At 45.9% G+C, this 21,293-nt stretch carries 18 protein-coding genes; 9 read left to right on the top strand and 9 right to left on the bottom strand.

Annotated elements, in window-relative coordinates; translation table 11 throughout:
• Nucleotides 1–133 precede the first annotated feature (133 nt).
• Entirely contained in the window at nucleotides 134–1,117 is a 984-nt protein-coding gene (locus PaeBR_RS15525) for an NAD(P)-dependent alcohol dehydrogenase (protein WP_410511458.1), read from the bottom strand.
• A gap of 210 nt (nucleotides 1,118–1,327) precedes the next feature.
• Between PaeBR_RS15525 and PaeBR_RS15530 the strand changes: the two genes are divergently transcribed.
• Genes PaeBR_RS15530 through PaeBR_RS15540 form a run of 3 tightly spaced genes read left to right on the top strand, consistent with a single transcriptional unit; the run spans nucleotide 1,328 to nucleotide 4,948 of the window.
• Nucleotides 1,328–2,074 (top strand): hypothetical protein, encoded by a 747-nt coding sequence (locus tag PaeBR_RS15530; RefSeq protein WP_410511459.1) that lies wholly within the window; start codon nucleotides 1,328–1,330, stop codon nucleotides 2,072–2,074.
• A gap of 13 nt (nucleotides 2,075–2,087) precedes the next feature.
• The gene (locus PaeBR_RS15535) at nucleotides 2,088–3,782 is read left to right on the top strand and encodes a VWA domain-containing protein (RefSeq protein WP_410511460.1); all 1,695 of its coding nucleotides are present in this window, start codon (nucleotides 2,088–2,090) and stop codon (nucleotides 3,780–3,782) included.
• A gap of 26 nt (nucleotides 3,783–3,808) precedes the next feature.
• Nucleotides 3,809–4,948, top strand: coding sequence for a toxic anion resistance protein (locus PaeBR_RS15540; protein ID WP_410511461.1), 1,140 nt, complete (start codon nucleotides 3,809–3,811; stop codon nucleotides 4,946–4,948).
• A gap of 7 nt (nucleotides 4,949–4,955) precedes the next feature.
• Here PaeBR_RS15540 and PaeBR_RS15545 read toward each other — a convergent pair whose 3' ends face one another.
• The 5 genes from PaeBR_RS15545 to PaeBR_RS15565 form a co-directional block, all read right to left on the bottom strand.
• The gene (locus tag PaeBR_RS15545) at nucleotides 4,956–5,921 is read right to left on the bottom strand and encodes an alpha/beta fold hydrolase (RefSeq protein WP_410511462.1); all 966 of its coding nucleotides are present in this window, start codon (nucleotides 5,919–5,921) and stop codon (nucleotides 4,956–4,958) included.
• A 157-nt stretch (nucleotides 5,922–6,078) separates the two neighbouring features.
• A complete protein-coding gene (locus PaeBR_RS15550; protein ID WP_410511463.1) occupies nucleotides 6,079–7,113 on the bottom strand; it encodes an MATE family efflux transporter in 1,035 nt (344 codons plus the stop codon).
• A 185-nt stretch (nucleotides 7,114–7,298) separates the two neighbouring features.
• Complete coding sequence (locus PaeBR_RS15555; protein WP_410511464.1) at nucleotides 7,299–8,876, bottom strand: extracellular solute-binding protein; 1,578 nt, start codon at nucleotides 8,874–8,876, stop codon at nucleotides 7,299–7,301.
• Nucleotides 8,877–8,947: 71 nt separating this feature from the next.
• Complete coding sequence (locus tag PaeBR_RS15560; RefSeq protein ID WP_410511465.1) at nucleotides 8,948–9,868, bottom strand: carbohydrate ABC transporter permease; 921 nt, start codon at nucleotides 9,866–9,868, stop codon at nucleotides 8,948–8,950.
• A 16-nt stretch (nucleotides 9,869–9,884) separates the two neighbouring features.
• Nucleotides 9,885–10,808: an ABC transporter permease gene (locus PaeBR_RS15565; protein WP_410511466.1), complete on the bottom strand. Its 924-nt coding sequence runs from the start codon at nucleotides 10,806–10,808 to the stop codon at nucleotides 9,885–9,887.
• A gap of 351 nt (nucleotides 10,809–11,159) precedes the next feature.
• Between PaeBR_RS15565 and PaeBR_RS15570 the strand changes: the two genes are divergently transcribed.
• Nucleotides 11,160–12,878, top strand: coding sequence for a sensor histidine kinase (locus PaeBR_RS15570; protein ID WP_410511467.1), 1,719 nt, complete (start codon nucleotides 11,160–11,162; stop codon nucleotides 12,876–12,878).
• A 27-nt stretch (nucleotides 12,879–12,905) separates the two neighbouring features.
• Entirely contained in the window at nucleotides 12,906–14,516 is a 1,611-nt protein-coding gene (locus tag PaeBR_RS15575) for a helix-turn-helix domain-containing protein (protein WP_410511469.1), read from the top strand.
• Nucleotides 14,517–14,612: 96 nt separating this feature from the next.
• On the opposite strand, the gene PaeBR_RS15580 is transcribed toward PaeBR_RS15575, so the two are convergent.
• On the bottom strand, nucleotides 14,613–15,845 hold the full coding sequence (locus PaeBR_RS15580; RefSeq protein WP_410515204.1) for an aminopeptidase: 1,233 nt from the start codon (nucleotides 15,843–15,845) through the stop codon (nucleotides 14,613–14,615).
• A gap of 139 nt (nucleotides 15,846–15,984) precedes the next feature.
• Nucleotides 15,985–16,332 (bottom strand): hypothetical protein, encoded by a 348-nt coding sequence (locus PaeBR_RS15585; RefSeq protein WP_410511470.1) that lies wholly within the window; start codon nucleotides 16,330–16,332, stop codon nucleotides 15,985–15,987.
• 146 nt (nucleotides 16,333–16,478) lie between these two features.
• Here PaeBR_RS15585 and PaeBR_RS15590 point away from each other — a divergent pair, with 146 nt between their 5' ends.
• A complete protein-coding gene (locus PaeBR_RS15590; protein ID WP_410511471.1) occupies nucleotides 16,479–17,930 on the top strand; it encodes a serine hydrolase domain-containing protein in 1,452 nt (483 codons plus the stop codon).
• Between the two features lie 70 nt (nucleotides 17,931–18,000).
• Here the strand turns inward: PaeBR_RS15590 and PaeBR_RS15595 are convergent, their stop codons facing one another.
• Nucleotides 18,001–18,765, bottom strand: a complete 765-nt coding sequence (locus PaeBR_RS15595; protein ID WP_410511472.1) for an exodeoxyribonuclease III — start codon at nucleotides 18,763–18,765, stop codon at nucleotides 18,001–18,003.
• An 82-nt stretch (nucleotides 18,766–18,847) separates the two neighbouring features.
• Between PaeBR_RS15595 and PaeBR_RS15600 the strand changes: the two genes are divergently transcribed.
• The 3 genes from PaeBR_RS15600 to PaeBR_RS15610 all read left to right on the top strand — a co-directional run bounded on the left by PaeBR_RS15600 (nucleotide 18,848) and on the right by PaeBR_RS15610 (nucleotide 21,292).
• Complete coding sequence (locus tag PaeBR_RS15600) at nucleotides 18,848–19,822, top strand: MFS transporter (RefSeq protein WP_410511473.1); 975 nt, start codon at nucleotides 18,848–18,850, stop codon at nucleotides 19,820–19,822.
• A 476-nt stretch (nucleotides 19,823–20,298) separates the two neighbouring features.
• Complete coding sequence (locus tag PaeBR_RS15605) at nucleotides 20,299–20,586, top strand: hypothetical protein (RefSeq protein ID WP_410511474.1); 288 nt, start codon at nucleotides 20,299–20,301, stop codon at nucleotides 20,584–20,586.
• A gap of 85 nt (nucleotides 20,587–20,671) precedes the next feature.
• A complete protein-coding gene (locus PaeBR_RS15610) occupies nucleotides 20,672–21,292 on the top strand; it encodes a DNA alkylation repair protein (RefSeq protein ID WP_410511475.1) in 621 nt (206 codons plus the stop codon).
• The last annotated feature ends 1 nt before the right edge of the window (nucleotide 21,293 follow it).

Raw genomic sequence — 21,293 nt, forward strand, 5'->3', positions numbered from 1 at the left:
GCGGCTGAAATCCGGAGACAGCCCATGCTTTCGGAGCGAGCTTTCCTGCGAAAAGCTTTCGGGCGGTCGCTATCGCTCCTACAGTTCCAAACCTCTCCTTCGTTACTCCTCACCCTAATATCATTTTTTAAGTTCATCTTATATAGTCATTTTGCTCCAAACAAATAACCACATTTCCCCTTTTGTGTCCTTTTTCAACATACGCGTGAGCCTCGGCCGTCTGTTCCAACGGATAGCGCCGATCTATGACTGATTTTATCTTCCCCGCTTCAATAAGCTCTTTGAGGAAAACTAGATTTTCTATACTCTGCTTTAAGCCTGCAGCCGTAAATATTGCTTTTTTGCTGCCGATCTTTGAAGTCCATAACATTTGAAGCATAGTTCCCAGTGCAGGGACAGTCGAGAGATAGACCCCTCTTTGCTTTAGTGAGCCTTTACAACGTAAAAATGAACTCTTGCCTACTGCGTCAAAAATAACGTCATAGGTCTGCACGATTTTTGTGAAATCCTCTTTGGTATAGTCGATTACCTTATCGGCTCCCAGCGACTTCACTAATTCTACATTCGCTGTACTGCATACCCCGGTCACTTCTGCCCCAAAAACCTTCGCAAGCTGCACCGCATAAGCGCCTACGGACCCTGAAGCGCCATTGATTAGGATTTTTTGTCCGCTCTGAAGATTTGCGGTATCTCGAAGGAAAATCAATGCCGTTAATGCCCCATCGCAGACGCCGACGGCTTCTTCATAGCTCATATTGGCCGGCTTTAGGGCCACCGTGTCGCTTTCGGGCAGACATTTGTACTCGGCATGAGCACCGAAGCTTTTTGGACTTACACCAAAAACTTGGTCACCTGTCTTAAATCGCTTTACATCTGTGCCTACGGATTCGATTTCTCCGGCCAGCTCAACCCCTAATATTGAATATTTGGGTCTTGCAAGACCATAAAGGAATCTAATAATGAAGGGTTGAGCCTTTCGGAAGGCGCAATCCGCAGGCGTTACAACTGCCGCAACGATTCGTATCCGTACTTCATTGTCCTTTGGAGTGGGTTTTTCTACTTCCTTTAGCTGAAGAACATTCGGTGTTCCATATTTTGTGCATACGATCGCTTTCATCAGTAAACCTCCTCCTATGCGGTAATTTTTTCCTTAGTAAAGTATTATGTACATAATGTAACTTAAACTATACATTGAGTCAAGGGTGCTTTACACCTAATTGAGAAATAAATCCCTGACCATTGCGAATTTTAGTACGTAATAACAGCAACTGGACCATATATTAGCAGTGTATCTGAATAAGTTATCGTTATTGTGCAGGAGGTGCGAATGTTGAATAGCCCGAGACCCGTCAAGCTGTTGGGACTTATAGCCGGGGTTGTGTTCCTGGACATTTTAGTTTTGTCACCAGGCTTATTAGGGGTGGAAATTGGAGGAGAAAGTGTGCTGGAAACAGCTTCCGGCGTAACCTTATTGGTTATCAGTATCCTTGTTGTACTTTACGGGAGTTATGTTTTACTGTTTAAACCTCCGGTTGTGACGCCTGTAAAAGACATGAAAACGGATGAGGATTATATCGAGGCTCTTACCCATTACCGAAATGTAAAAGTGCTAAAGAAGGATATTTCTCTTGCCTTGGATCAGTTAGCACGAATAGACAAGAAGAAGGACACCTTGTTAGATATCCTTAGTCAGAGATTTGATCAAACGGAGCTAAGCTACAAGAAGTTTATCGCTGTCATTGATGAGGTCCAAAACCTTTTTTACCTAAATATCAGGGGTATTCTGAATAAGCTTAGTGTTTTCGATGCATCAGAGTTCTCCATATTCGCCAGTCAGCAAAGACCTGTGCAGTTCTCTAATAAACTGGTACAAGAAAAAACAGATCTATACAATGAATACCTGGCTTACGTGACAGGGTATCTTGGCGCAAATGAGGAAATTCTGCTGAAACTAGACAAATTAGTATTGGAGATCTCTCTTTTAGGCAGTACAGATTATAGAGATGTCGAAGATATGCCCTGCATGCAGGAAATAGATGCATTGATCAAACAGACCAAATTCTATAAGCAATGAGAGGAAGATGAGTATGGCTGGCAAAGGGAAAGGTAAAGCGTTGGTGGTGTTGGGGGCTATTGCTGTGGCCGTTTTTGCACTTGTCTATTTCGGGATCAGCTTAACCTCTAATATTGGCAAAACCCAGACTCAAATCACTTCGGAAGATGCAGCTAAACAACTGGATAAACTCTACAAAAATATCACTGTAACTACTGCCGAACAGATAAAGGGTCAGATAGACCTTGATCCTGTTGCTGTTGGTGATTCTTTGCCCGATATCTCTAAATTCCCTGTATCCGTAACAAACACTACCGACCATTTCGTGGAGATCTTCTCTTCCACTGAGAAATCTGGAACGGGTATGAATGGATGGTTGAATGAAGTAGCGACAGATTTCAATAAGTCCAATATTGCGATGAACGGGAAGCCTGTTTCGGTCAAAATCCGTAATATTGCTTCGGGTACAGCCACAGATTACATTAGGTCTGGCAAGTATGTGCCTGATGCTTTCACACCTTCCAATGAGCTATGGGGAGAAATAGTAAAGGCACAAGGCATTCCCACTCAGCTTGTATCCAAGCGTCTTGTCGGCAATGTAGCTGGCATAGTAACCAATAAGACAAAATATGATGAGTTGGTAAATAAATACGGTTCCTTAAACGTCAAGACCATTACTGATGCTATTGCGGATAACGAGCTGGCTATGGGGTACACCGATCCTTTTGCCAGTTCTACGGGGTTAAACTTTCTGGTGGCCGCCCTTGGGACTTTTGACAGCTCTGATTTGCTTGGAGAAAAAGCGGTCCAAGGATTTGAGAAATTCCAAGCCAATGTACCTTTTATAGCGTCCACAACTTTGCAAATGCGTGATGCAGCCAAGTCGGGGATGCTTGATGCTTTTATCCTGGAGTACCAAACCTATGTGAACGCACCAGATCTGAAGGGAAGCTACGTTTTCACTCCTTTTGGCGTAAGACATGACAGCCCGCTTTATGCTTTAGGTGATTTACCTCAAGATAAGCTGGATATTATCAAGAAGTTTGCAGAGTTTGTTGAACAAGATCGATATCAGCGTTTGGCTGAGGAAAAGGGTTTTAATGGACTGGATGATTACAATTCAGAGCTTAATGCAGTTGATGGCAGTGTCTTATCCTCTGCACAGAAGCTGTGGAAGGAAAAGAAAGATGGGAATAAACCGATTGCGGCGGTATTTGTTGCCGATGTATCAGGGAGTATGAATGGCGAACCTCTAAATCAATTAAAAGATTCCTTATTAACAGGTCAAAAGTACTTGGGCAGAGACAATAGCATTGGTTTTGTTTCTTACTCCAGTAACGTTTCAATCAATCTTCCTATCGGGAAGTACGACGCGAATCAGCAGTCCATGTTTGTTGGAGCGATAAACAGCCTTCAGGCTAGCGGAGGTACAGCTACATTTGATGGAATTGTGGTGGCAATGAAAATGCTTCAAGATGAGTTAGCTCTCCACCCTGATGTCAGACCTCTGATCTTTGTTTTAAGTGATGGGGAAACGAATGAAGGGCATTCTCTTAAGGATATCCGGGGGATAATTGAGAACTTCAAAATTCCAGTTTACACGATTGGTTATAACGCAAATATCCAGGCACTTGAAAGCATTTCAAGTATTAATGAAGCAGCCAGCATCAATGCAGATACAGAAGATGTTGTATATAAAATCAGCAATCTGCTCAACGTTCAAATGTAAATTTTATCCCAAAAGGAGCGGTATTCATGACATTTACAATGGAAGTCGCAAGTCCCGAGATGCTTAAGTCGGCGATTGAAGAGCAGGTTAAACCTGAGCCGGAGGAAGTATCACAACTAAAAGAGTTGGCATTAAGCAATGTCACTACGATTTTGGAGTTGGATATCGAGTCATTGGAGAAGCGGAAATCGGTATTGCAATCCATTGATAGTTTCGGTATGAATTCCATGAAGTCATCCTCGGAGAAAAACTCCCTCTTGCAAGTATCTGTAGGGAATTTATCCAAAACAGGCGATGAAGGCGGCCAGGTCGCCAAAAGCTTGACGGAGCTGCATCTGCAGTTGAAGGATCTGGACCCGAGCGCAGTGGATTTTGCCAAAAGTGGTTTTCTGGGAAAATTCTTTAACCCATTGCGTGCTTACTTTGCCAAGTATCAAAAAGCGGATGCTGTCATTTCGGACATTATTACTTCTTTAGATAAGGGGAAGTCTGTCTTAAAGAATGATAATACAACCTTGGAGTTTGAACAGCATGCACTTAGGGAGCTTACTAAAAGACTTCAAAAGGAAATCCAGCTGGGTGTGTTGATGGATGAAGAGATTGAGACCCAGATTGAAGCCGCAAAATTACGTAAGGAGTCAGAAGATAAAATCCGGTTCATTACAGAAGAAGTGTTGTTTCCTTTGCGTCAGCGTGTGATGGACCTGCAACAAATGCTGGTAGTTAATCAACAGGGAATCATGGCCATTGAAGTTGTCATAAGAAATAACAAGGAGCTGATCAGAGGTGTAGACAGAGCCAGAAATGTTACGGTTTCAGCCCTGAAAATCTCGGTTACTGTGGCCAGTGCGCTCTACAATCAAAGAATTGTCCTGAAAAAAATTGAACTTCTAAACCAAACCGCGGACAGTCTGATCAGCGGCACCTCAAAAATGTTGAAAGATCAGGGTGCAGCGATCCATAAGCAATCTCTTGAAACCAGTATTTCAGCAGACACTTTAAAACAGGCTTTCACTGACGTGCTCTCGGCTTTGGATTCTATTAGCACCTATAAGCAGGAGGCCCTCCCCAAAATGCGTGAAACCATTAATCAGTTCAGAGAACTGGCTGATCACGGAGAACAGCAAATCGCGCGGCTGGAGAAAGGCCAAAGGTTGGGTTTGTAGGAGAATCTCAATCTCCAGCCAGCTTAAGCAGTTCATTGACGACCAGATCAGGTTGGTAGCTGTGAATGTAATGGGAACTTTCAGGGACGATGATTTGACTGCCTGATACTGACCATGCGGGAAGCGCCGCTTCGCTGTCCATCCATGCTTTATCCTTGCTCAGCTTGCCGAAATAGTCGGCGGTCAGAACGGTAATGGGGATATCGAGCGGTCTCTTGTTGGCGAGTATAATCTCAGCATTTTTCTGACTTTGACGGATTTCATCCGTCATGTCCCGGTTCCCCGCCTTTAGCAGAGTGGCTTTGCGGTTCAACTCCTTCAAATCGTCCGACAGCAGGTACTGCCTATTGCTTTGGTCGGAAGCCCACTCCGCGAAGCCATCCATATGATACAATGCCCGCAGCGCCCCCGTTGTTCGAAGTACCCGATATACAAGTGGAATGACTGTAAACCCCGAGTTGGATGCGTAATATTCCGGGCTTCCGCCATCAATGAGTAGAATGGCCTTCACTTCAGATGGGAACCGCTGTGCATATCGAATCGTCTCCAGTGAGCCGAGCGAATGGCCGACGAAAATATAAGGCGGCTTCTGCCCCGAAACACGGAGCAGCTCATGAATCTCCTCCGTAACGGTATCAATATCTCTTTTTCTGCCTGTCGTATCGCTATACCCATAGCCAAACCGGTCATAAACCGCAAATTTAACATGGGGTTTGAGCCCCTCATATAAAGGATAAAAGTCCGCATATGGATTTGCTGTCCCCCAACCGGAAGCGAACACGACTGTCGTGTCCCCCTTCCCCCCGGCATATAAATGCATCTTATGATCCGCCACCTCATACAGATTGCCGACAGGTTTATACGATTTAGCGTCCTTCACTGAACCGTACCATTGATATGCAGATCCGATACCTGCCAGCAGAATAAGAAGGCCAAGCAAACTAACCGCGATTTTGCGAATCCATCTCCACATGATTCATCATCTCCTTCGACGTGCCTCTATTTAGTACCCCATTCATCAGTTTGCCGATGGTTCCAGACAGGTTTCTGTTTTACGGGATACCAGTGCCTTTTGTTCCCATGCTCTGCTTCTCCAGCGCATAAAGAGTACCAGGCCCCGCACCCATTCGTCAATAATGAATCCCCAATACATACATAAGCGGCATGCTGAACAGCCACATAATCAATAAGGCAGAATTCATTGTGAACCGGGCATCGCCTGCAGCTTGCAGGGACCGTTCGAAGATAATATTGAAGTTTCTTCCCGGCTCCAGTAAAAAGCTTAATAGAATCAGATTCGACCCCAGCCGGATAATCTCCTCCGATTCGGTGAACATTTCAAGCATCGGAATCCGGAAGATGCAAATAATGGTGACGGCCGCCAACGTGATCAGCGTACTGCGGAACAGATTGCGAAGCACTTGATTATAGGCTTCCTCACGCTCGCCGGCCCCTACAAGTTGTCCGACAATGATTTGAATTCCCCTTCCGATTGAAATCGCTATAATCATGACGATGAACAAGATGTTCTGTGTGTAAATCCGGGTGGTCAGCATCATGGCGCCAAGTGACGAGATGAAGGAGATAATAACCAACTGGCTAACGTTATAGGACAGGTTCACCGCGGAGGACGGAATGCCGATCTTTAGCACTTTGGACACAAGGTCGCGCTTCCAATGAATTAAATTGAACCACCGGACAGGGATGCCAACCACCTTCCGGAGGATGAACAAATTCAGCGTTAAACCGATTAACTGGCTTACATTCGTCGAGATTGCCACACCCGTCACACCAAGCTTGGGAAACCCCATAGGACCAAAAATGAACATATAATTACCGAAAATGTGCAGTAAATTGATCCCTATGGCTACCAACATAGTATGACGGGTATATCCATGAGATTGAATGATCGCCACCGTCACCGTGTTTAGTGCCAGCAGCACTAAAGCCCCTCCGGTAATCAGCAAGTAAGTTCTTCCACTGAAAAAAACGACAATCATGCTCATGAAGAGACCGAAAAGAAAATTGATTCCCAGCGATGAAGCAACGATTGTTTCGATTTCCTCCGTTCTGCGGGACCCGAGATATTGGGTAATGACAACGGTGGAACCTAATGCAATGAAGTTAAATGTCAGCACGGCAAACATGATAATCTGATTGGACACGCCGACAGAGGCAACCGCTTCATCCGAAACCTTGCATATACAGACTCATTTTGTACAATAGCGACTTTTGCTGCAAGAAGGATAAAAACCAGCAAGTTCCCAGTTTATTGGGAGCTTGCTGGTTTCTGTGTATTTCATTATCATCCTGTGGCGTCTTGCATACCGGAGAGAGCTGGACGGATAGGTTATTCTACATTCATGTAACGCTCATACGCATCGGTACGAATTTTGAGCAACTTATCAAGTCCCATATCATTGAGTTTTTTTAGATAGGCATCCCAATTTTTGTCGATTTCGCCTTTCGTTACCCACTGGGCACGCATCGTTGCCACATAACTGTCGATGTCCGTAGTCAGGGTAGGCAGCTCCTGGAACTCATTCGCGTTATACATTACATTAGGGAAAGGTGTCGTTACGAACTCACTTCCCAGCTTGTCAATCTTCAGTTTCAGGCCGTCACCGGTCTCGGGATTGAGAACAATGTTCTTCTCGAAGGACGGGCTAACATATTTCGGACCGAAATCCCGTAAAGACTGTTCCCAGTACCAGGCATCCGCGCTAGTACCTGCAGGCGGGTCCATCAGCGTGTAAGTGCCGTCGTCGTTCTTTTGAAGGACGGTTCCAATAGCGCCCCAGAAATTCTGGATACTGGCTTCATTCGTATAGAACTGGTCGGCCCAACGGGCGACAATTTCCGGGTTTTTACTGGAAGTGGTAATCAACAGCTCATTGCGTCTAAAGCTCAAGCCGTTCGGATCTCCAGGCTGATACTGCTTACCATCCGGACCGGCAATCGGCGGAATCGTCACATATTGATCCTTCCATTTTCCGAATACGGCGTCCGGTGTCCACTGATTCGTGAATCCCAGAATCGGAGCGTCCGCATTTTGCTGCTTGGCCGATGTCATGGTGCTGTCCTGGGTGAACATCTCTTTATCGATCAGGCCCTCGGCATATAATTTATGCGCATACTCGAGCCCTTTCTTATATTCTTCGGAAACCGGAAAGAAAACGGGTTTTCCATCCTTAACCATCATACTGTTGCCATTGAGATCCGTGATTCCAAATGGATTGAGGAAATCCGTGCCTAAACCTTTCTCGGTGTAAGGAATCTCGTCGTTCTTTCCGTTCCCGTTCGGATCCTGTTCTTTAAAGGCTTTTAGCACAGTATAAAGTTCATCCACATTACCGGGAACGCTCAGCCCCAATTTGTCGAGCCAGGTCTTGTTAATAACGGGTTGTTGGGAAGTGATGGGACGCGACGGCAATCTTGCAGGCAAGGAATAGATTTTTCCGTCGGGAAAGGTGCTGATTTTTTTCATCTCAGGCGTTTCTTCCATGGCCGCTTTCAGATTAGGCATATATTGGTCAATATATTCGTCCAGCGGACGGAAATAGCTCAAATTATTAACGATGTCGGAATCTGAGAATACCTGATCGCCCAGGACGACATCCGGCAGTGTGCCGCTCGCAAGCATGATGGATTTCTGTTCGCCCCAGTCGTTGGAGGACATCACCTGCCACTCGATTTTAACATTTGTATTCGTTTCGAGATCCTTAAGCCATTGGTTCTTTGTGAAAGTGTCTCCCATATTTCCCCATCGAACAGTGAGTACTTTCAGTGTTATGGGCTCATTTACAATCGGCAGACCTTCTTTGTTAAAACCGCTTGCCGCAGTTTTGCCTGAATTATCCGCCTTGTTTCCACTGCACCCGGCAAGACCGACCAGCAGCGCTGACACAAGAAGAATTGCAGTAATCATTTTATACAAACTTTTATTTACGTTATTCCCCATTCCGAGCTTCCCCCATTCAATTTAGATAAGCAGTCGCGTTACTCCTTCACGGCGCCGATCATCACCCCCTGGTTAAAGTACTTTTGTACAAAGGGATATACGCACATGATCGGCACTGTTGCTATGATAATCACGGAATACCTCATAATATTGGCGAGACGCAAAGCGATTTGCGCGGCCTCGCCGCTTCCCATGCTGGACTGCATCTGATTGGTGATCAGTATATTGCGCAGGATTAACTGCAAGGGATACAAATTCGGATTCTTCAAATATATCAACGCGTTAAAATACGAATTCCAATAGCCGACGGCGATCCATAATCCCAGCACTGCAATCACTGCTTTCGACAAGGGCAGAACCATCTGGACGAAATACCGGAGATTGCCGCATCCGTCAATCTGGGCCGACTCCCACAGATCGCCGGGAATACTGGTTTGGAAAAAGGTCCTCGCAACGATGATATTGTACACCCCAACGGAGAATGGTAGCACCATGACCCAAAAAGTGTCATACAAATGAAAATCCCGGATGGTCAGAAAGGTGGGAATCAATCCGCCGTTGAAAAACATCGTAAAGATGAAAAACAAGGAGAAAAACTTCCGTCCGACGAGATCTTTTCTCGACAGCGCGTACGCCGCTGAAATATTGACGACCAGCCCGATGGCGGTTCCTACCGCCGTATACAAAATGGTATTTCTGTAGCCGATCCAGATATTTTCATGCCTCAGCAGCTCTTTGTAGCCTTCCAGCGTAAATCCTTTCGGAAACATCCATACCTGTCCATTCGCCACCGCGGCCGGATCGCTGAATGAGGCGATCACGATGAAATACAGCGGGTATATCAGAATGACCAGTAAAATCACCGCAACAGTGTACATTAGAACTTCCATTACTTTATCGGATGAGCGATCTTTTGGCTTGCCTACGCTCTTTTTAACCATAGCTTCCAGTACTCCCATTGGTTCCGCCCCCCTGCTACCATAAACTGTTGTTGCTGATTTTTTTCGAAATCTGATTCACAAGAATCAATAGAATAAAATTGATGACGGTGTTGAACAAGTTAATGGCCGAGGAAAAGCTGTACTGGCTGCTGAGCAGCCCGATTTTGTACACATAGGTCGATAGTATCTCGCTTGAGGTGATATTCAGGTCATTCTGCATCAGATACACCTTTTCAAATCCGACTCCGAGCAGTCCGCCCACCCGCAGAATAAGCAGTGTAATCGCAGTCGGCATGAGCATGGGAATATCAATATAACGGATTTTGTGCCAACGGCTGGCTCCGTCCACAGTAGCCGCCTCATACAGACTCGGGTCTACCGCAGAGAGCGCGGCGATGTAGATAATGCTGTCCCACCCGGTATGCTGCCACACATCCGACCAGACATACACGCTGCTGAATAATCCGGAAGAGCCCATCAGATCGGGAGCCTCTCCACCAAACAGATGGTATACGTTTCCAACCAAACCGGTGCTTGGTGAGAACAAAATCAGCATGAGGCCGACCATAACAACCGTTGAGATAAAATGCGGCATATACGTTACCGTCTGGAAGAAACGTTTAAACCGGTTTGCTCTCATTTGGTTGACCATCAGTGCGAGCACAATCGGAATCGGAAAGGTAAGCAGGCTGTAAAGACTGATGACAAGGGTGTTCTTAATAGTTGCCGAAAATTGATAGGAATGAAAGAACTTTTCAAAGTATTTGAATCCCGCCCAAGGGCTATCCGTAATTCCGGTGGCCGGACTGTAATCCTTAAAAGCGATTAGCACCCCGTACATCGGTTTGTAGGCAAATAAAAGTGTTAAAATTACAGCTGGAAAAAGTAATACGTACAGGCCCCAATTTCGTCTGACCAGTCCGTATGCCCGCCCTATATCAAATTGACCGGATCTCATGATATTCCATTCCCTCCTGATAACAAATGTTAAACCGCTTTCATGCCCCTTTTGCGCCGGCCCTTTGAACTTCTTCAGTATAACTTCTTACATCCCCGTTTACCGGACATAGTAGGAGCATTATTCGGACATTTCCGGTCCCGTCCACTGCAAAATAGGGAGTCGGCTTCATGCACGGGCGGGAAACAATAACGATATCCAGACTTTTGTATGCGCTTTCCGGACTTTGACGTCAAATGGAGCCGATTCGTTATGCTTTTTTCAAACAAAGGTTTTATAATGATTTTTGTACCCATTAAAAGCGCATTCAATAGGAATGGATGTGCGTGAAAGGACAAGACACCTGGGCTTATGGCAAAAACTAAAGAAAAGAAATCGTACCCCATCATGCATTATGTAAAAATCATGCTCCTTATTTCATTCATTGCGCTCGTGGTAGACTTGGTGATCAGCATTGCTTCCATTTCCATTGTCAAGCAGCAGTCCACGCGAAATTTGCAGGATACAGCCGATTTGTATATCAACCGCATCAATCATGATTTTGCTTATATTAACCACTATATGGGGTGGACGCTGGCGAACAATGAAAACCTGAACACGATGGATAAATATCCTGTGAACAGCGTTGCGTTTCTAAAGGCCAATGAAAGACTGTATAAGCGTTTCGCCGAACTTCAGAAAAATTACGAGCAAGGGTATAATTTCTTTTATTATTTGGAGAATCATCAATATTTCCTGAATGCTGCTCCAATGGGTATCTCCTATTCGGATTACCAGAAGCTTAAACAGCAGATTATGTTATTTGTTGAGGATAAAGATGTATACGAGAAGTTTTATTCCAAATGGACCCCCATCCTGGTAAACGGCAAATATTATATCATCAATATGGTTCCTTACTACGATCACTACTTAATAGGGCTAATCTCCGCGGATGATCTGATCCATCCCTTGCGTCAAATCAATCTGGGAGCAAACGGGTATGCCGCTTTGGTGGATGAGCATGGAAAAAGCATATCCGGACAGGTATCCGACAGCGAAAGCTTACCGCAAAATAACGAAACATCTTCCATCTTAAGCTTTATGCAGTCCCGAACCATGGTCAGCAGCGAATTCTCTAACGCTACGTTCAGCGCCCAGATGGTAATCAGGTTTGGAGCCTTTGAAAAGATCATGATTGCCCAGTTGATGATTATTCTCCTGTTCTTCATTCTCATCTCCACGCTCAGTGCCGTAATGATGTTATTTATTAGAAAGGTGCTTAGTCCCATTCAAAGCTTCTCGGAAAATCTGGCGCTCATCACGGATGATGGCGAACCGGCCAATTTTGAAAGCAGTAAAATTATCGAGCTGGAACAGGCCAACGAGCAATTTAAAAACCTGGTTGAGCAAATCAAGAAATTCAAAATCGATATCTATGAGCAAGAACTCGAGAAACAAAAAATTCGGCTCGATTATATGAAATTACAAATCAAGCCCCATTTTTTTCTTAACTGCCTCACAAGCATTTACAGTATGGCGCAAATTCAAATGTATGAGGAAATCGAGAAAATGGCGATGGCTACCTCCAGATATTTCCGGTATATCTTTCAAAGCGGTGAGAATTTTGTCAGACTGGATGATGAAATCGAGCATGTCCGAATCTATCTCGATATTCAAAAATCACGTTATCAAAACGGCTTTTCCTATCAAATCCAGCAATCGGAGGATACAGCCAGCACGGTGATTCCGCCGTTAGTGCTCCAGACTTTTATCGAAAACTCCATTAAATATGCAGTTTCAAGAACCCAGGAATTGCAAATTGTTCTGGCGGTATTCAAGCGAAAACAAGAAGAAGAGGAAATGATTGTGATGCGGATAACCGATACGGGTCCCGGATTTCCGCCGGATATACTGGAGAAATTGATGAATGGCACGACTTTGGAGCAAACCGGCGGCAGCCGCATCGGTATAATGAATACCCTGCAGCGGTTAGAGCTCCTTTACGGCCAGAAGTCGAAGGTGGTTTTCTCCAATGGAGAAGATGGAGGCGCTTGTGTCACAATCACACTCCCAAAATTGCCGCTGACTTAAGAACATCCCAAGAGAGGGGTATGGACTATGAATGCTTTGCTGGTGGATGACGACTATTTTGTAATCACGGCACTGGAAAAGAGAATGGACTGGAAGGCGTTATCCATAGATAACATTTATACAGCCTACAATGTCGCCCAGGCGCGTGAAATTCTGCTGCAGCATCCGGTTCAAATTCTTATATGCGATATCGAAATGCCCCAGGGAAGCGGACTTGAGCTCCTCGCCTGGATTCGTGAGGAACGGTACAGTGTGCAGGCGATTTTCCTGACCAACTATGCCGATTTCAACTATGCCCAGAAGGCGATTGAGCTGCAGAGCTTCGATTATTTCCTCAAGCCGATCGAGTTCGACAAACTGACGCTGATTATACAAAAAGCCGTCTCCAAAGCAAAGGAGCAGCAAAACAATGAAAAGGCGATACGCGAAGGGTATTTTTGGCATAAAAATCGAACACATATGCTGGAGGATTTTTGGCGCAGGCTGATCTTGGGGAAAGCTTTTCCGTCCAGTTCCATCGCCATTGCTTCTTTTCTGACAGAGCATAATCTTCCGTACCAGATAACGGATCAGTTTCTCCCAGTACTGGTCAATCTTTTTCCTTATGATGGAAGTTTGGTCAAAGAAGATAAGAACCTGTTCGATTACGCCCTGCTGAATGTGATGTACGAGCTGTTCCAGGACTCTCTCATTTCCATTGAAACGATTACGGAATTTAAAGATTACAACTGGATGGTTATTCTGAAATGGAACGGCTCCCCCGAGTCCCGGCTTATCGAACAAATATGCGGCTCGTTTATTCAACAAGCGAATAAATTCCTCAAATGCGACGCTTGCTGCAATATTGCAGTATCCCGTACACTTGAGCATATCCGCAAAACGATTAAAGACCTGCTGCAGATGAACGAGGAATTGATCAAACACCGCAATCAGACCTTTTTGCTGGAACAATATCATCAATCGGAAGCGGTTTACACACCGCCGAACCTTAATCTTCTGGAACAATTACTGAACGATAACGGCTATACCGCTTTTCTTGAGGAAACGGGCAAGTATTTGCACAATCTCATTCAGGGCCAGGTCCTGAACACTTCGGTTCTGAGCCTGCTGCGCCTTGACATTGTTCAGCTCGTGTACGCCCATTTGAAAAGCAAAGAAATTCAGGCACATAAACTGTATACAGGAAGATCCGGGGATCAATTATTGATGCAGTCTCTGAATTCCATTGAAGATATGCAGAAGTATATCAAATATTTGGTGAATACCGCCGCGGATTACCGCAATTTTGCCGAACAACCCAAATCCGTCGCCCAGAAAATCACGCATTACATCCATACCCATTGCGGTGATGATCTCTCAAGAACAAGTCTGGCGGAGATCGTCTTTCTCAATCCGGATTATCTGGCAAGGCTGTTTAAAAAAGAAATGGGAATATCGCTTGGCCATTATATTATCCAAACCCGGATTGCAACAGCAAAGCACCTCTTGGAAACCTCTAATCAGTCGGTCGATGTCATCGCAAGCAAAGTCGGCTATTCGAATTATTCGCATTTCTCCAAGCTGTTCAAACAGGATACCGGCTGCAGTCCAAATGAATATCGGAAAAACCGGAAGGCCGAGTTTACCCGTTTGAGCTGAAAAGCAAATGCGTTGGAAAACTTTCCCTAGCTTGTCATCACGAAAAGGCCGCAGCCCCCATCTATGGGGAGCTGCGGCCTATAGCTTGTTTTTTACTTAAAGCACCCAATTCCCCTTACGAAATACCGGTTCTATTGTTCCATCCGCCAGCTCGCCGTCAATATCCAGCTCAGTGGAGCCGATCATGAAATCTACATGCGTTAAGCTGACATTTGCGCCTTTTTGCAGAAGCTCCTCGCTGGTGAGCTTGGTCCCGCCTTCGATATTAACCGGATAAGCGCTGCCAAGCGCAAAATGACAGGATGCATTCTCATCAATACCGGTATTATAGAATACCCGGTTGAGACGTGAGATCGGTGAATCATGCGGCACCAATGCCATTTCGCCAAGGTATGAGGCCCCTTCATCCGTTTCCAGCAGGGAGGTCAGATGCTCACGGCCGGATTCGGCGTCATAGGATACAACCTTCCCATCCTTAAAAGTAAACGTTATTCCCTCCACCAATCGTCCGTTCAGATTTAGCGGAAGTGTGCTGGCAACCGTACCGTTAACCCCTGTTCGCAGCGGCATGGTATAAATTTCTTCTGTAGGCATGTTTGCTACAAAATACACACCGCTCGCATTCTCACCGCCGCCTCCACGCCACAAATGACCTTCCGGCAACTCCACATGCAGATCTGTGCCGGGGGCGCGGTAATGCAAACTCTTATAACGTTTGGCGTTCATAAGGTCCTGGCTTTTTTTCAAATGGCCGATATGCTCGCGCCAAGCCGCTACCGGATCATCACTGCCCACCCGGTTCATCTGGAATACGGCTGCCCACATCGCCTCTACCCGCTCTCCTTCCGGGAGATCGGCAAATACTTTATTGGCCCAAGCGCGTGTCGGCGCCTTGATCAGTGACCAGCTGATTTTACTGTTCCGGGTGTAATTCTGATAATTCTTACGCGCTATTGCGGCTGCTTTGACCGCCGTCGACACCTTGGAGGAATCTATCCCTCGGAACAGTTCAGGGTCCGGCACTTTTATATGTAAAATAGCTCCGTTCTCTTCGGCAAACCGCTCCAGCATATCCGCCTGCCACTGTGGATAGTAACTGAAGGAGTCTTCAGGCGCCTTCTCGTAACGGATGCGCGTAGTGACCTCATCCTCCCATTCCACCATCACATATTTGGCCCCCGCTTCATAAGCCTTCCCAACTATCAAGCGTGTGAGATCTACGGTTTCCAATGGGGAATGTATCATCAGCACTTGTCCGGGCTGCACATTGACCCCGACCTTCACGACCAGATCCGCGTATTTATCCAGCATCAGATCAAAATCTTTCATCATTTTCTCTTCCTCCAACTCTTTGATGACTTTACCTGCTGTTGTTATTTTAGCGCAAAACGGGAACGGTTGCGATTCGAATAGAAATAAAGCGGCTCCCGAAGAGAACCGCTGCTGCATAGTAAGGGACCTTCTCTTTCTATTTTTTATCCACCTGAAGCATTGTGACGGTCTTTAAAGAATAGGTATGCATGATCTTGTCTTCAGAGATGACATTCAGCTTGGTCAAGCTTGCCACCTTCGCCGGGTCTGATTTGGAGAGCATACGCCATACCTCGGGGTCGGATAAGGTTGCATAGAGCTTGTGATCATCATATTCTTTTCGGTTTTGGGTCACAAGCTTCACTTTATAGCTCCCGATCTCCGTCTCGTTGATCCCCTGCCCGCTAACATATGTCATAATATCCTGCCGAAGCTCGGCCAATTCCTTTTCGACCTCTTTTTGCTTCTGCTTGAGCCGATAGTATTGCTGTACCTTTTTCTCCATGATCCTCACGCTCCTCTCCTGATATATGTATGCCGAGATCAACACATAAATTATTCACAGAAAACTGGGAGCGAAATGTTATAAAATAGAAATATGCAACTCTATTAATCCTGAGCTGAACGTGCTCAATACGAGGGGATGAAATGATGGAAACTACTACCACCAGCACCAATCTGCAATTACCGAGAAGCCGCCCGGAAGAGCAAGGGATTACATCAACAGCAATATCGGACTTCCTGAATGCGGTGCATAACAAAAATTTGGAGCTGCACAGCTTCATGCTGGTGCGGCATGGTCATGTGGTGGCAGAAGGCTGGTGGTCTCCGTACAGAAGCAACCTCCCTCATATGCTATATTCCCTAAGTAAAAGCTTCACCTCTACTGCAATAGGTCTAGCCGTTTCCGAAAACCTGATCTCTCTGGACGACTTGGTCATCTCTTTCTTCCCTGATGAAGCCCCTGAGGTCATCACACCGAATTTGGCCAAAATGAACGTGCGGCATTTATTAATGATGGGCACGGGACACGTAGTGGAAACCATGGAGGCGATACATCGGAGTGAAGATGGCAACTGGGTCAAAGCATTCCTCGGGGTCCCCGTAGAAAAGGAACCTGGTACTCATTTTCTTTATAACACCGGGGCTACTTACATGCTGTCAGCCATACTCCAAAAGGTCAGCGGTCACACCCTGCTGGAATGTTTAGAGCCGCGCCTCCTTACTCCGCTTGGCATTGAAGGTGCAACCTGGGAATCCTGTCCCCGCGGTATAAATACCGGAGGCTTCGGCCTTAGTCTTACAACCGGAGACATCGCAAAGTTCGGCCAGCTGTACCTGCAAAAAGGTTGCTGGAACAATCAGCGTATCCTGCCGGAAGCTTGGATTAATGAAGCCACCTCCAAGCAGATTTCTAACGGAGATGGCGGCGATAGCGATTGGACTCAGGGTTATGGCTATCAGTTCTGGCAATGCCGACATGAGGCTTATCGCGGCGATGGGGCATTTGGTCAGTTCTGCATTGTCCTGCCGGAACAGGACGCGGTTATAGCGATTACTAGCGGTACAAACGATATGCAGGGTGTGATAAACGCGGTCTGGGAGCATTTGCTGCCCGCTATGCAGCCGGAGCCGATTTCGCCCTTTGATGCCTCAGCAGCCGCTAATACGACTGCCCAGTTAAATCTTTTAACGATTCATCCACCCACCTTGCAACTCTCTTCATCATTAGAGGAAACAATTAGCGGCAAGCTTTACAAGCTGGATGACAATGAGCAGCAATGGCATTCCTTCTCCATATCCTTCAACAATAATGAAGCCGCTGTCACTCTTCAGAATGCGCTCGGTGAACATATCATTCATTTAGGAAGAGGTGTATGGGTTGAGAGCTTTGCCGCCATTCTTGACGGGAACCTAAACCGTATGATGTCCAGCTTTACCTGGATAACAGAAGATACGCTCCAGTTAACTCTCCGGTTTATAGAAACTCCTTATTATGTAACCGTTAACGTCAAAGTTGAGAACCATATGATTATCCTTCAACACAAGTTCAACGTTTCCTTCGATCAGACGGAGCCGGAATCAACAGTCGGAAGAGCATAATTCCCGCTGAACGATTTCAAAAGAATAAAGGCCGGGAACCTCTTTCCAGAGGAATTCCGGCCTTTTTTTGCTAAACTTCAAACTCGGCAATTTCGAGAATAACCGGACAATGGTCGCTCCCTAGTACGTTGCATTCTATCGTCGCATTAACCAATCGGGAGGCAAGCCTTGAAGAGGCCAGAAAATAATCGATCCGCCAGCCCACATTCCGCTCCCTTACCTTCGGCATGTAGGACCACCAGGTGTACGCCCCTTCTTGCTCAGGATATAACTGTCTGAATGTATCCATAAATCCGGCTCCCAGCAGAGTTGTCATCTTGCCTCTCTCTTCCATGGTGAATCCGGAGTTGCCGCGGTTGGACTTTGGATTTTTCAAGTCGATATCCTCGTGGGCCACATTTAAATCTCCGCAAACAATAACAGGTTTAAGCTTGTCCAGCTCCAGAACATAATTCCGGAACCGGTCCTCCCAATCCAGCCTGTACGGAAGTCTCGACAGATCACGTTTTGCATTGGGAGTGTACACATTCACCAGATAGAAAGAGTCGAACTCCAGCGTTAGAATCCGCCCTTCGGCTTCCTGATCTTCTTCCAATCCAAATCGGACAGAGAGCGGTTTGATTTTGGTAAAAACGGCCGTTCCCGAATACCCTTTCTTCAGCGCATAATTCCAATATTGATAGTATTCCTCTCCCAGCTCCAGCTCTATTTGCCCTTCCTGAAGCTTGGTCTCCTGCACACAGAATATATCTGCTGCGCTTTCTGTAAAATAATCCATAAATCCCTTGGTTACGCATGCTCTTAAGCCATTTACATTCCAGGATATCAGCTTCATACCATTCACTATCTCCCTACAAGTCACTATGATTGATTCCAGTGTATCATAACTTCTGCTGATTACATCGCCAAACCATTCTATGAATGCACCTGAACTATTACGAGGCTTTAACTTTTTATATTTTGCACTGCTGGCCATGTTTATTCCTTTTCTCCCGGTTTACCTGGATGAGCAAGGCTTAAACCCGGCACAGATTGGCTTTATCATTGGTACAGGGGGTTTCGTAACCCTCATTGCCCAGCCGTTATGGGGGATGATCAGCGACCGGACCAAGACCATCCGCAAAGTGCTGCTGGTACTGCTGCTGTGTTCGGCCGTCTTCGGCTTTCTATTATATGACTCCAGCAGCTATGTCCAGCTTGTATTATTTGCTATGCTGCTCTATTTCTTCCTGATGCCCATTGATCCGCTTACGGAAAGCCTGAATTTCCAGATTGCCGAGGCATCAGGAATCAGTTACGGCTCGATTCGAACGTACGGTGCTCTCGGTTATGGGGTAATGGCTCTGCTCACCGGTTATGTTATGTCCTATTTGGGTGCGCACAGCCTGGGGGTTCTATTCGCAGCGATTGGCATTATAAGCATTATCGTAAGCTGGTTCATGCCGGTTGCGCCGGTCATAGGGAAACCCGTTACACTAAGCAGCCTGAAGCATTTTCTAAGCAACAAGGAGACTTTACTATTTCTGGTGCTTGTGTTTATCAGCTCTGTTCCGGCTAGGATGAACGATACCTTCCTTGGGGTATATATCAGTGAGCTGGGCGGCAGCCCTGAACTGGTGGGTCAAGCCTGGTTCCTGGCGGCAGGCAGTGAAATTATCGTATTTGCCCTAAGCTTCTGGTGGCTGCGCAAAGGCAAAGAGCTGATCATTATTTCATTCTCCGGCGCCTTTTATTTCATCCGTTTCTTCCTGTCGGCCTGGATTACGGACCCGCAGCTGCTGGTCTATCTGCAAATTCTCCAAGTCCTTACCTTCCCGGTCTTCTATTCGGCGGCCAGACTCTTTACTTGTCCGTTTCGGCTATGTCTTTTCTGGGAATGGTATTCGGCCTGATTCTTTACCGGATTTATGGAAGAAGACTCCATGACGCTGAGAGAGCAGTTTAACATACCAAACACACGTTGATGTACTTAAGAAATCGCTCCTTTTAAAATGGTTGTAGTCCGACACTTCCATTTTTCCAAAGGGCGATTTCTTTGTTTTGTTCTATTAATATTTTAAGAAACGATTCCCGCTGAGAGCAGCGGAGAGGACGGAACGATTGCGGAAAAGCGTCAGCGTTCGCCTTTGTCTCCGGATTTTTACCACTAAGGTAAATTAAAAAAATCTGGAGACAACAGCGATTGCAGCAACGATCCGTTCGCGGAGCGTCCACCCAGAAACCCTACCTATATCCTACTCCAAACTTTAATTGAAGTCCGCATCGACCCACTCTATTGAATTGTGCTTACTACCTAAGTTATTCGTTCACGCATTAATAGATTTACTTGAATAGAATATTCTATCAAAACGGAAAGGAGGTCATTATCATGGCTATCTTATTACCGCAACAATTCTTCAATTTAGCTGCTAGCGTCGGAAAATCCTACTACGAGGATTTATCGGGAGGAGTTAACGCTACAGTAACTGTACAGAACAACTCTGGCAACCCTGTGAGTCTAGTGATTTACCGCGTCAATGCACCAGTTATCACTTATCTCATCCCTGCATTTAACAGTCTGACACTTGCCGTTGACTTACTATTAGTCGCTGCTCTATTAACTTCAGCTGCTGGCGCTGCATTTGGTACGATTCAAATTGCAACCTCCGATTTCTAATCTCCCCAACATCTCTGACTGATTGTTCAGTTGGAGATGTTTTTTATGTTAAGATGGGTTTAAAACCGCGAGGAACGATCCAATTATGAATGATACCCTCAATGTCCTGATCCAGCGCCTGGAGGCGAGTAAAGATCCGATAACGGCTAAAGCTATGTCCGCTTATATGCGTGACCAGTTCCCTTTTCTCGGAATCAAAACACCCCTCCGCAGTGAAATCATCAAGGAATTTCTGGCCCTTCATCCCCCGGAGAGAGAATACCAGTACACAGCACTCGATATTTTGCTCAAAATAAGAAGAAAACTGGAGCCGCAGGATCTCCCGCTTATCGAGGGCTTCATCACCAGCCGCTCCTGGTGGGATACAGTAGACCTTCTGGCTTCTAATGCTGCAGGCTTCCTATTACATAAATTTCCACAGCTGCAAGCAGAATATGGAGAGAAGTGGCTTCAATCCGATAACATGTGGCTGAACCGGACAGCCCTTCTCTTTCAGTTGCATTATAAGCAGGACACGAACGAAGCCTTGCTGTACCGCTACATTCTTACCCATGCGGAATCTCCCGAGTTTTTCATACAAAAGGCGATAGGCTGGGCATTACGCGAGTATTCGAAGATCAATCCCGCCTCCGTGAAGAATTTCATCGAAAAGGAAAATTTGAAGCCTCTTAGTAAACGGGAAGGCCTCAAATGGATGAATAAATAAA

It is taken from the genome of Paenibacillus sp. BR2-3, assembly GCF_046529485.1.
In the GTDB taxonomy this organism is placed as follows: domain Bacteria; phylum Bacillota; class Bacilli; order Paenibacillales; family Paenibacillaceae; genus Paenibacillus_AQ.

Bases quoted from the DNA above. Each gene is read 5' to 3' on its own strand.
- PaeBR_RS15610 (WP_410511475.1), top strand. From the start codon at position 20,672: ATGAATGATACCCTCAATGTCCTGATCCAGCGCCTGGAGGCGAGTAAA.
- PaeBR_RS15535 (WP_410511460.1), top strand. From the start codon at position 2,088: ATGGCTGGCAAAGGGAAAGGTAAAGCGTTGGTGGTGTTGGGGGCTATT.
- PaeBR_RS15605 (WP_410511474.1), top strand. From the start codon at position 20,299: ATGGCTATCTTATTACCGCAACAATTCTTCAATTTAGCTGCTAGCGTC.
- PaeBR_RS15575 (WP_410511469.1), top strand. From the start codon at position 12,906: ATGAATGCTTTGCTGGTGGATGACGACTATTTTGTAATCACGGCACTG.
- PaeBR_RS15585 (WP_410511470.1), bottom strand. From the start codon at position 16,332: ATGGAGAAAAAGGTACAGCAATACTATCGGCTCAAGCAGAAGCAAAAA.
- PaeBR_RS15570 (WP_410511467.1), top strand. From the start codon at position 11,160: ATGGCAAAAACTAAAGAAAAGAAATCGTACCCCATCATGCATTATGTA.
- PaeBR_RS15530 (WP_410511459.1), top strand. From the start codon at position 1,328: ATGTTGAATAGCCCGAGACCCGTCAAGCTGTTGGGACTTATAGCCGGG.
- PaeBR_RS15545 (WP_410511462.1), bottom strand. From the start codon at position 5,921: ATGTGGAGATGGATTCGCAAAATCGCGGTTAGTTTGCTTGGCCTTCTT.
- PaeBR_RS15580 (WP_410515204.1), bottom strand. From the start codon at position 15,845: ATGAAAGATTTTGATCTGATGCTGGATAAATACGCGGATCTGGTCGTG.
- PaeBR_RS15590 (WP_410511471.1), top strand. From the start codon at position 16,479: ATGGAAACTACTACCACCAGCACCAATCTGCAATTACCGAGAAGCCGC.
- PaeBR_RS15565 (WP_410511466.1), bottom strand. From the start codon at position 10,808: ATGAGATCCGGTCAATTTGATATAGGGCGGGCATACGGACTGGTCAGA.
- PaeBR_RS15555 (WP_410511464.1), bottom strand. From the start codon at position 8,876: ATGATTACTGCAATTCTTCTTGTGTCAGCGCTGCTGGTCGGTCTTGCC.
- PaeBR_RS15560 (WP_410511465.1), bottom strand. From the start codon at position 9,868: ATGGGAGTACTGGAAGCTATGGTTAAAAAGAGCGTAGGCAAGCCAAAA.
- PaeBR_RS15525 (WP_410511458.1), bottom strand. From the start codon at position 1,117: ATGAAAGCGATCGTATGCACAAAATATGGAACACCGAATGTTCTTCAG.
- PaeBR_RS15540 (WP_410511461.1), top strand. From the start codon at position 3,809: ATGACATTTACAATGGAAGTCGCAAGTCCCGAGATGCTTAAGTCGGCG.
- PaeBR_RS15600 (WP_410511473.1), top strand. From the start codon at position 18,848: ATGAATGCACCTGAACTATTACGAGGCTTTAACTTTTTATATTTTGCA.
- PaeBR_RS15595 (WP_410511472.1), bottom strand. From the start codon at position 18,765: ATGAAGCTGATATCCTGGAATGTAAATGGCTTAAGAGCATGCGTAACC.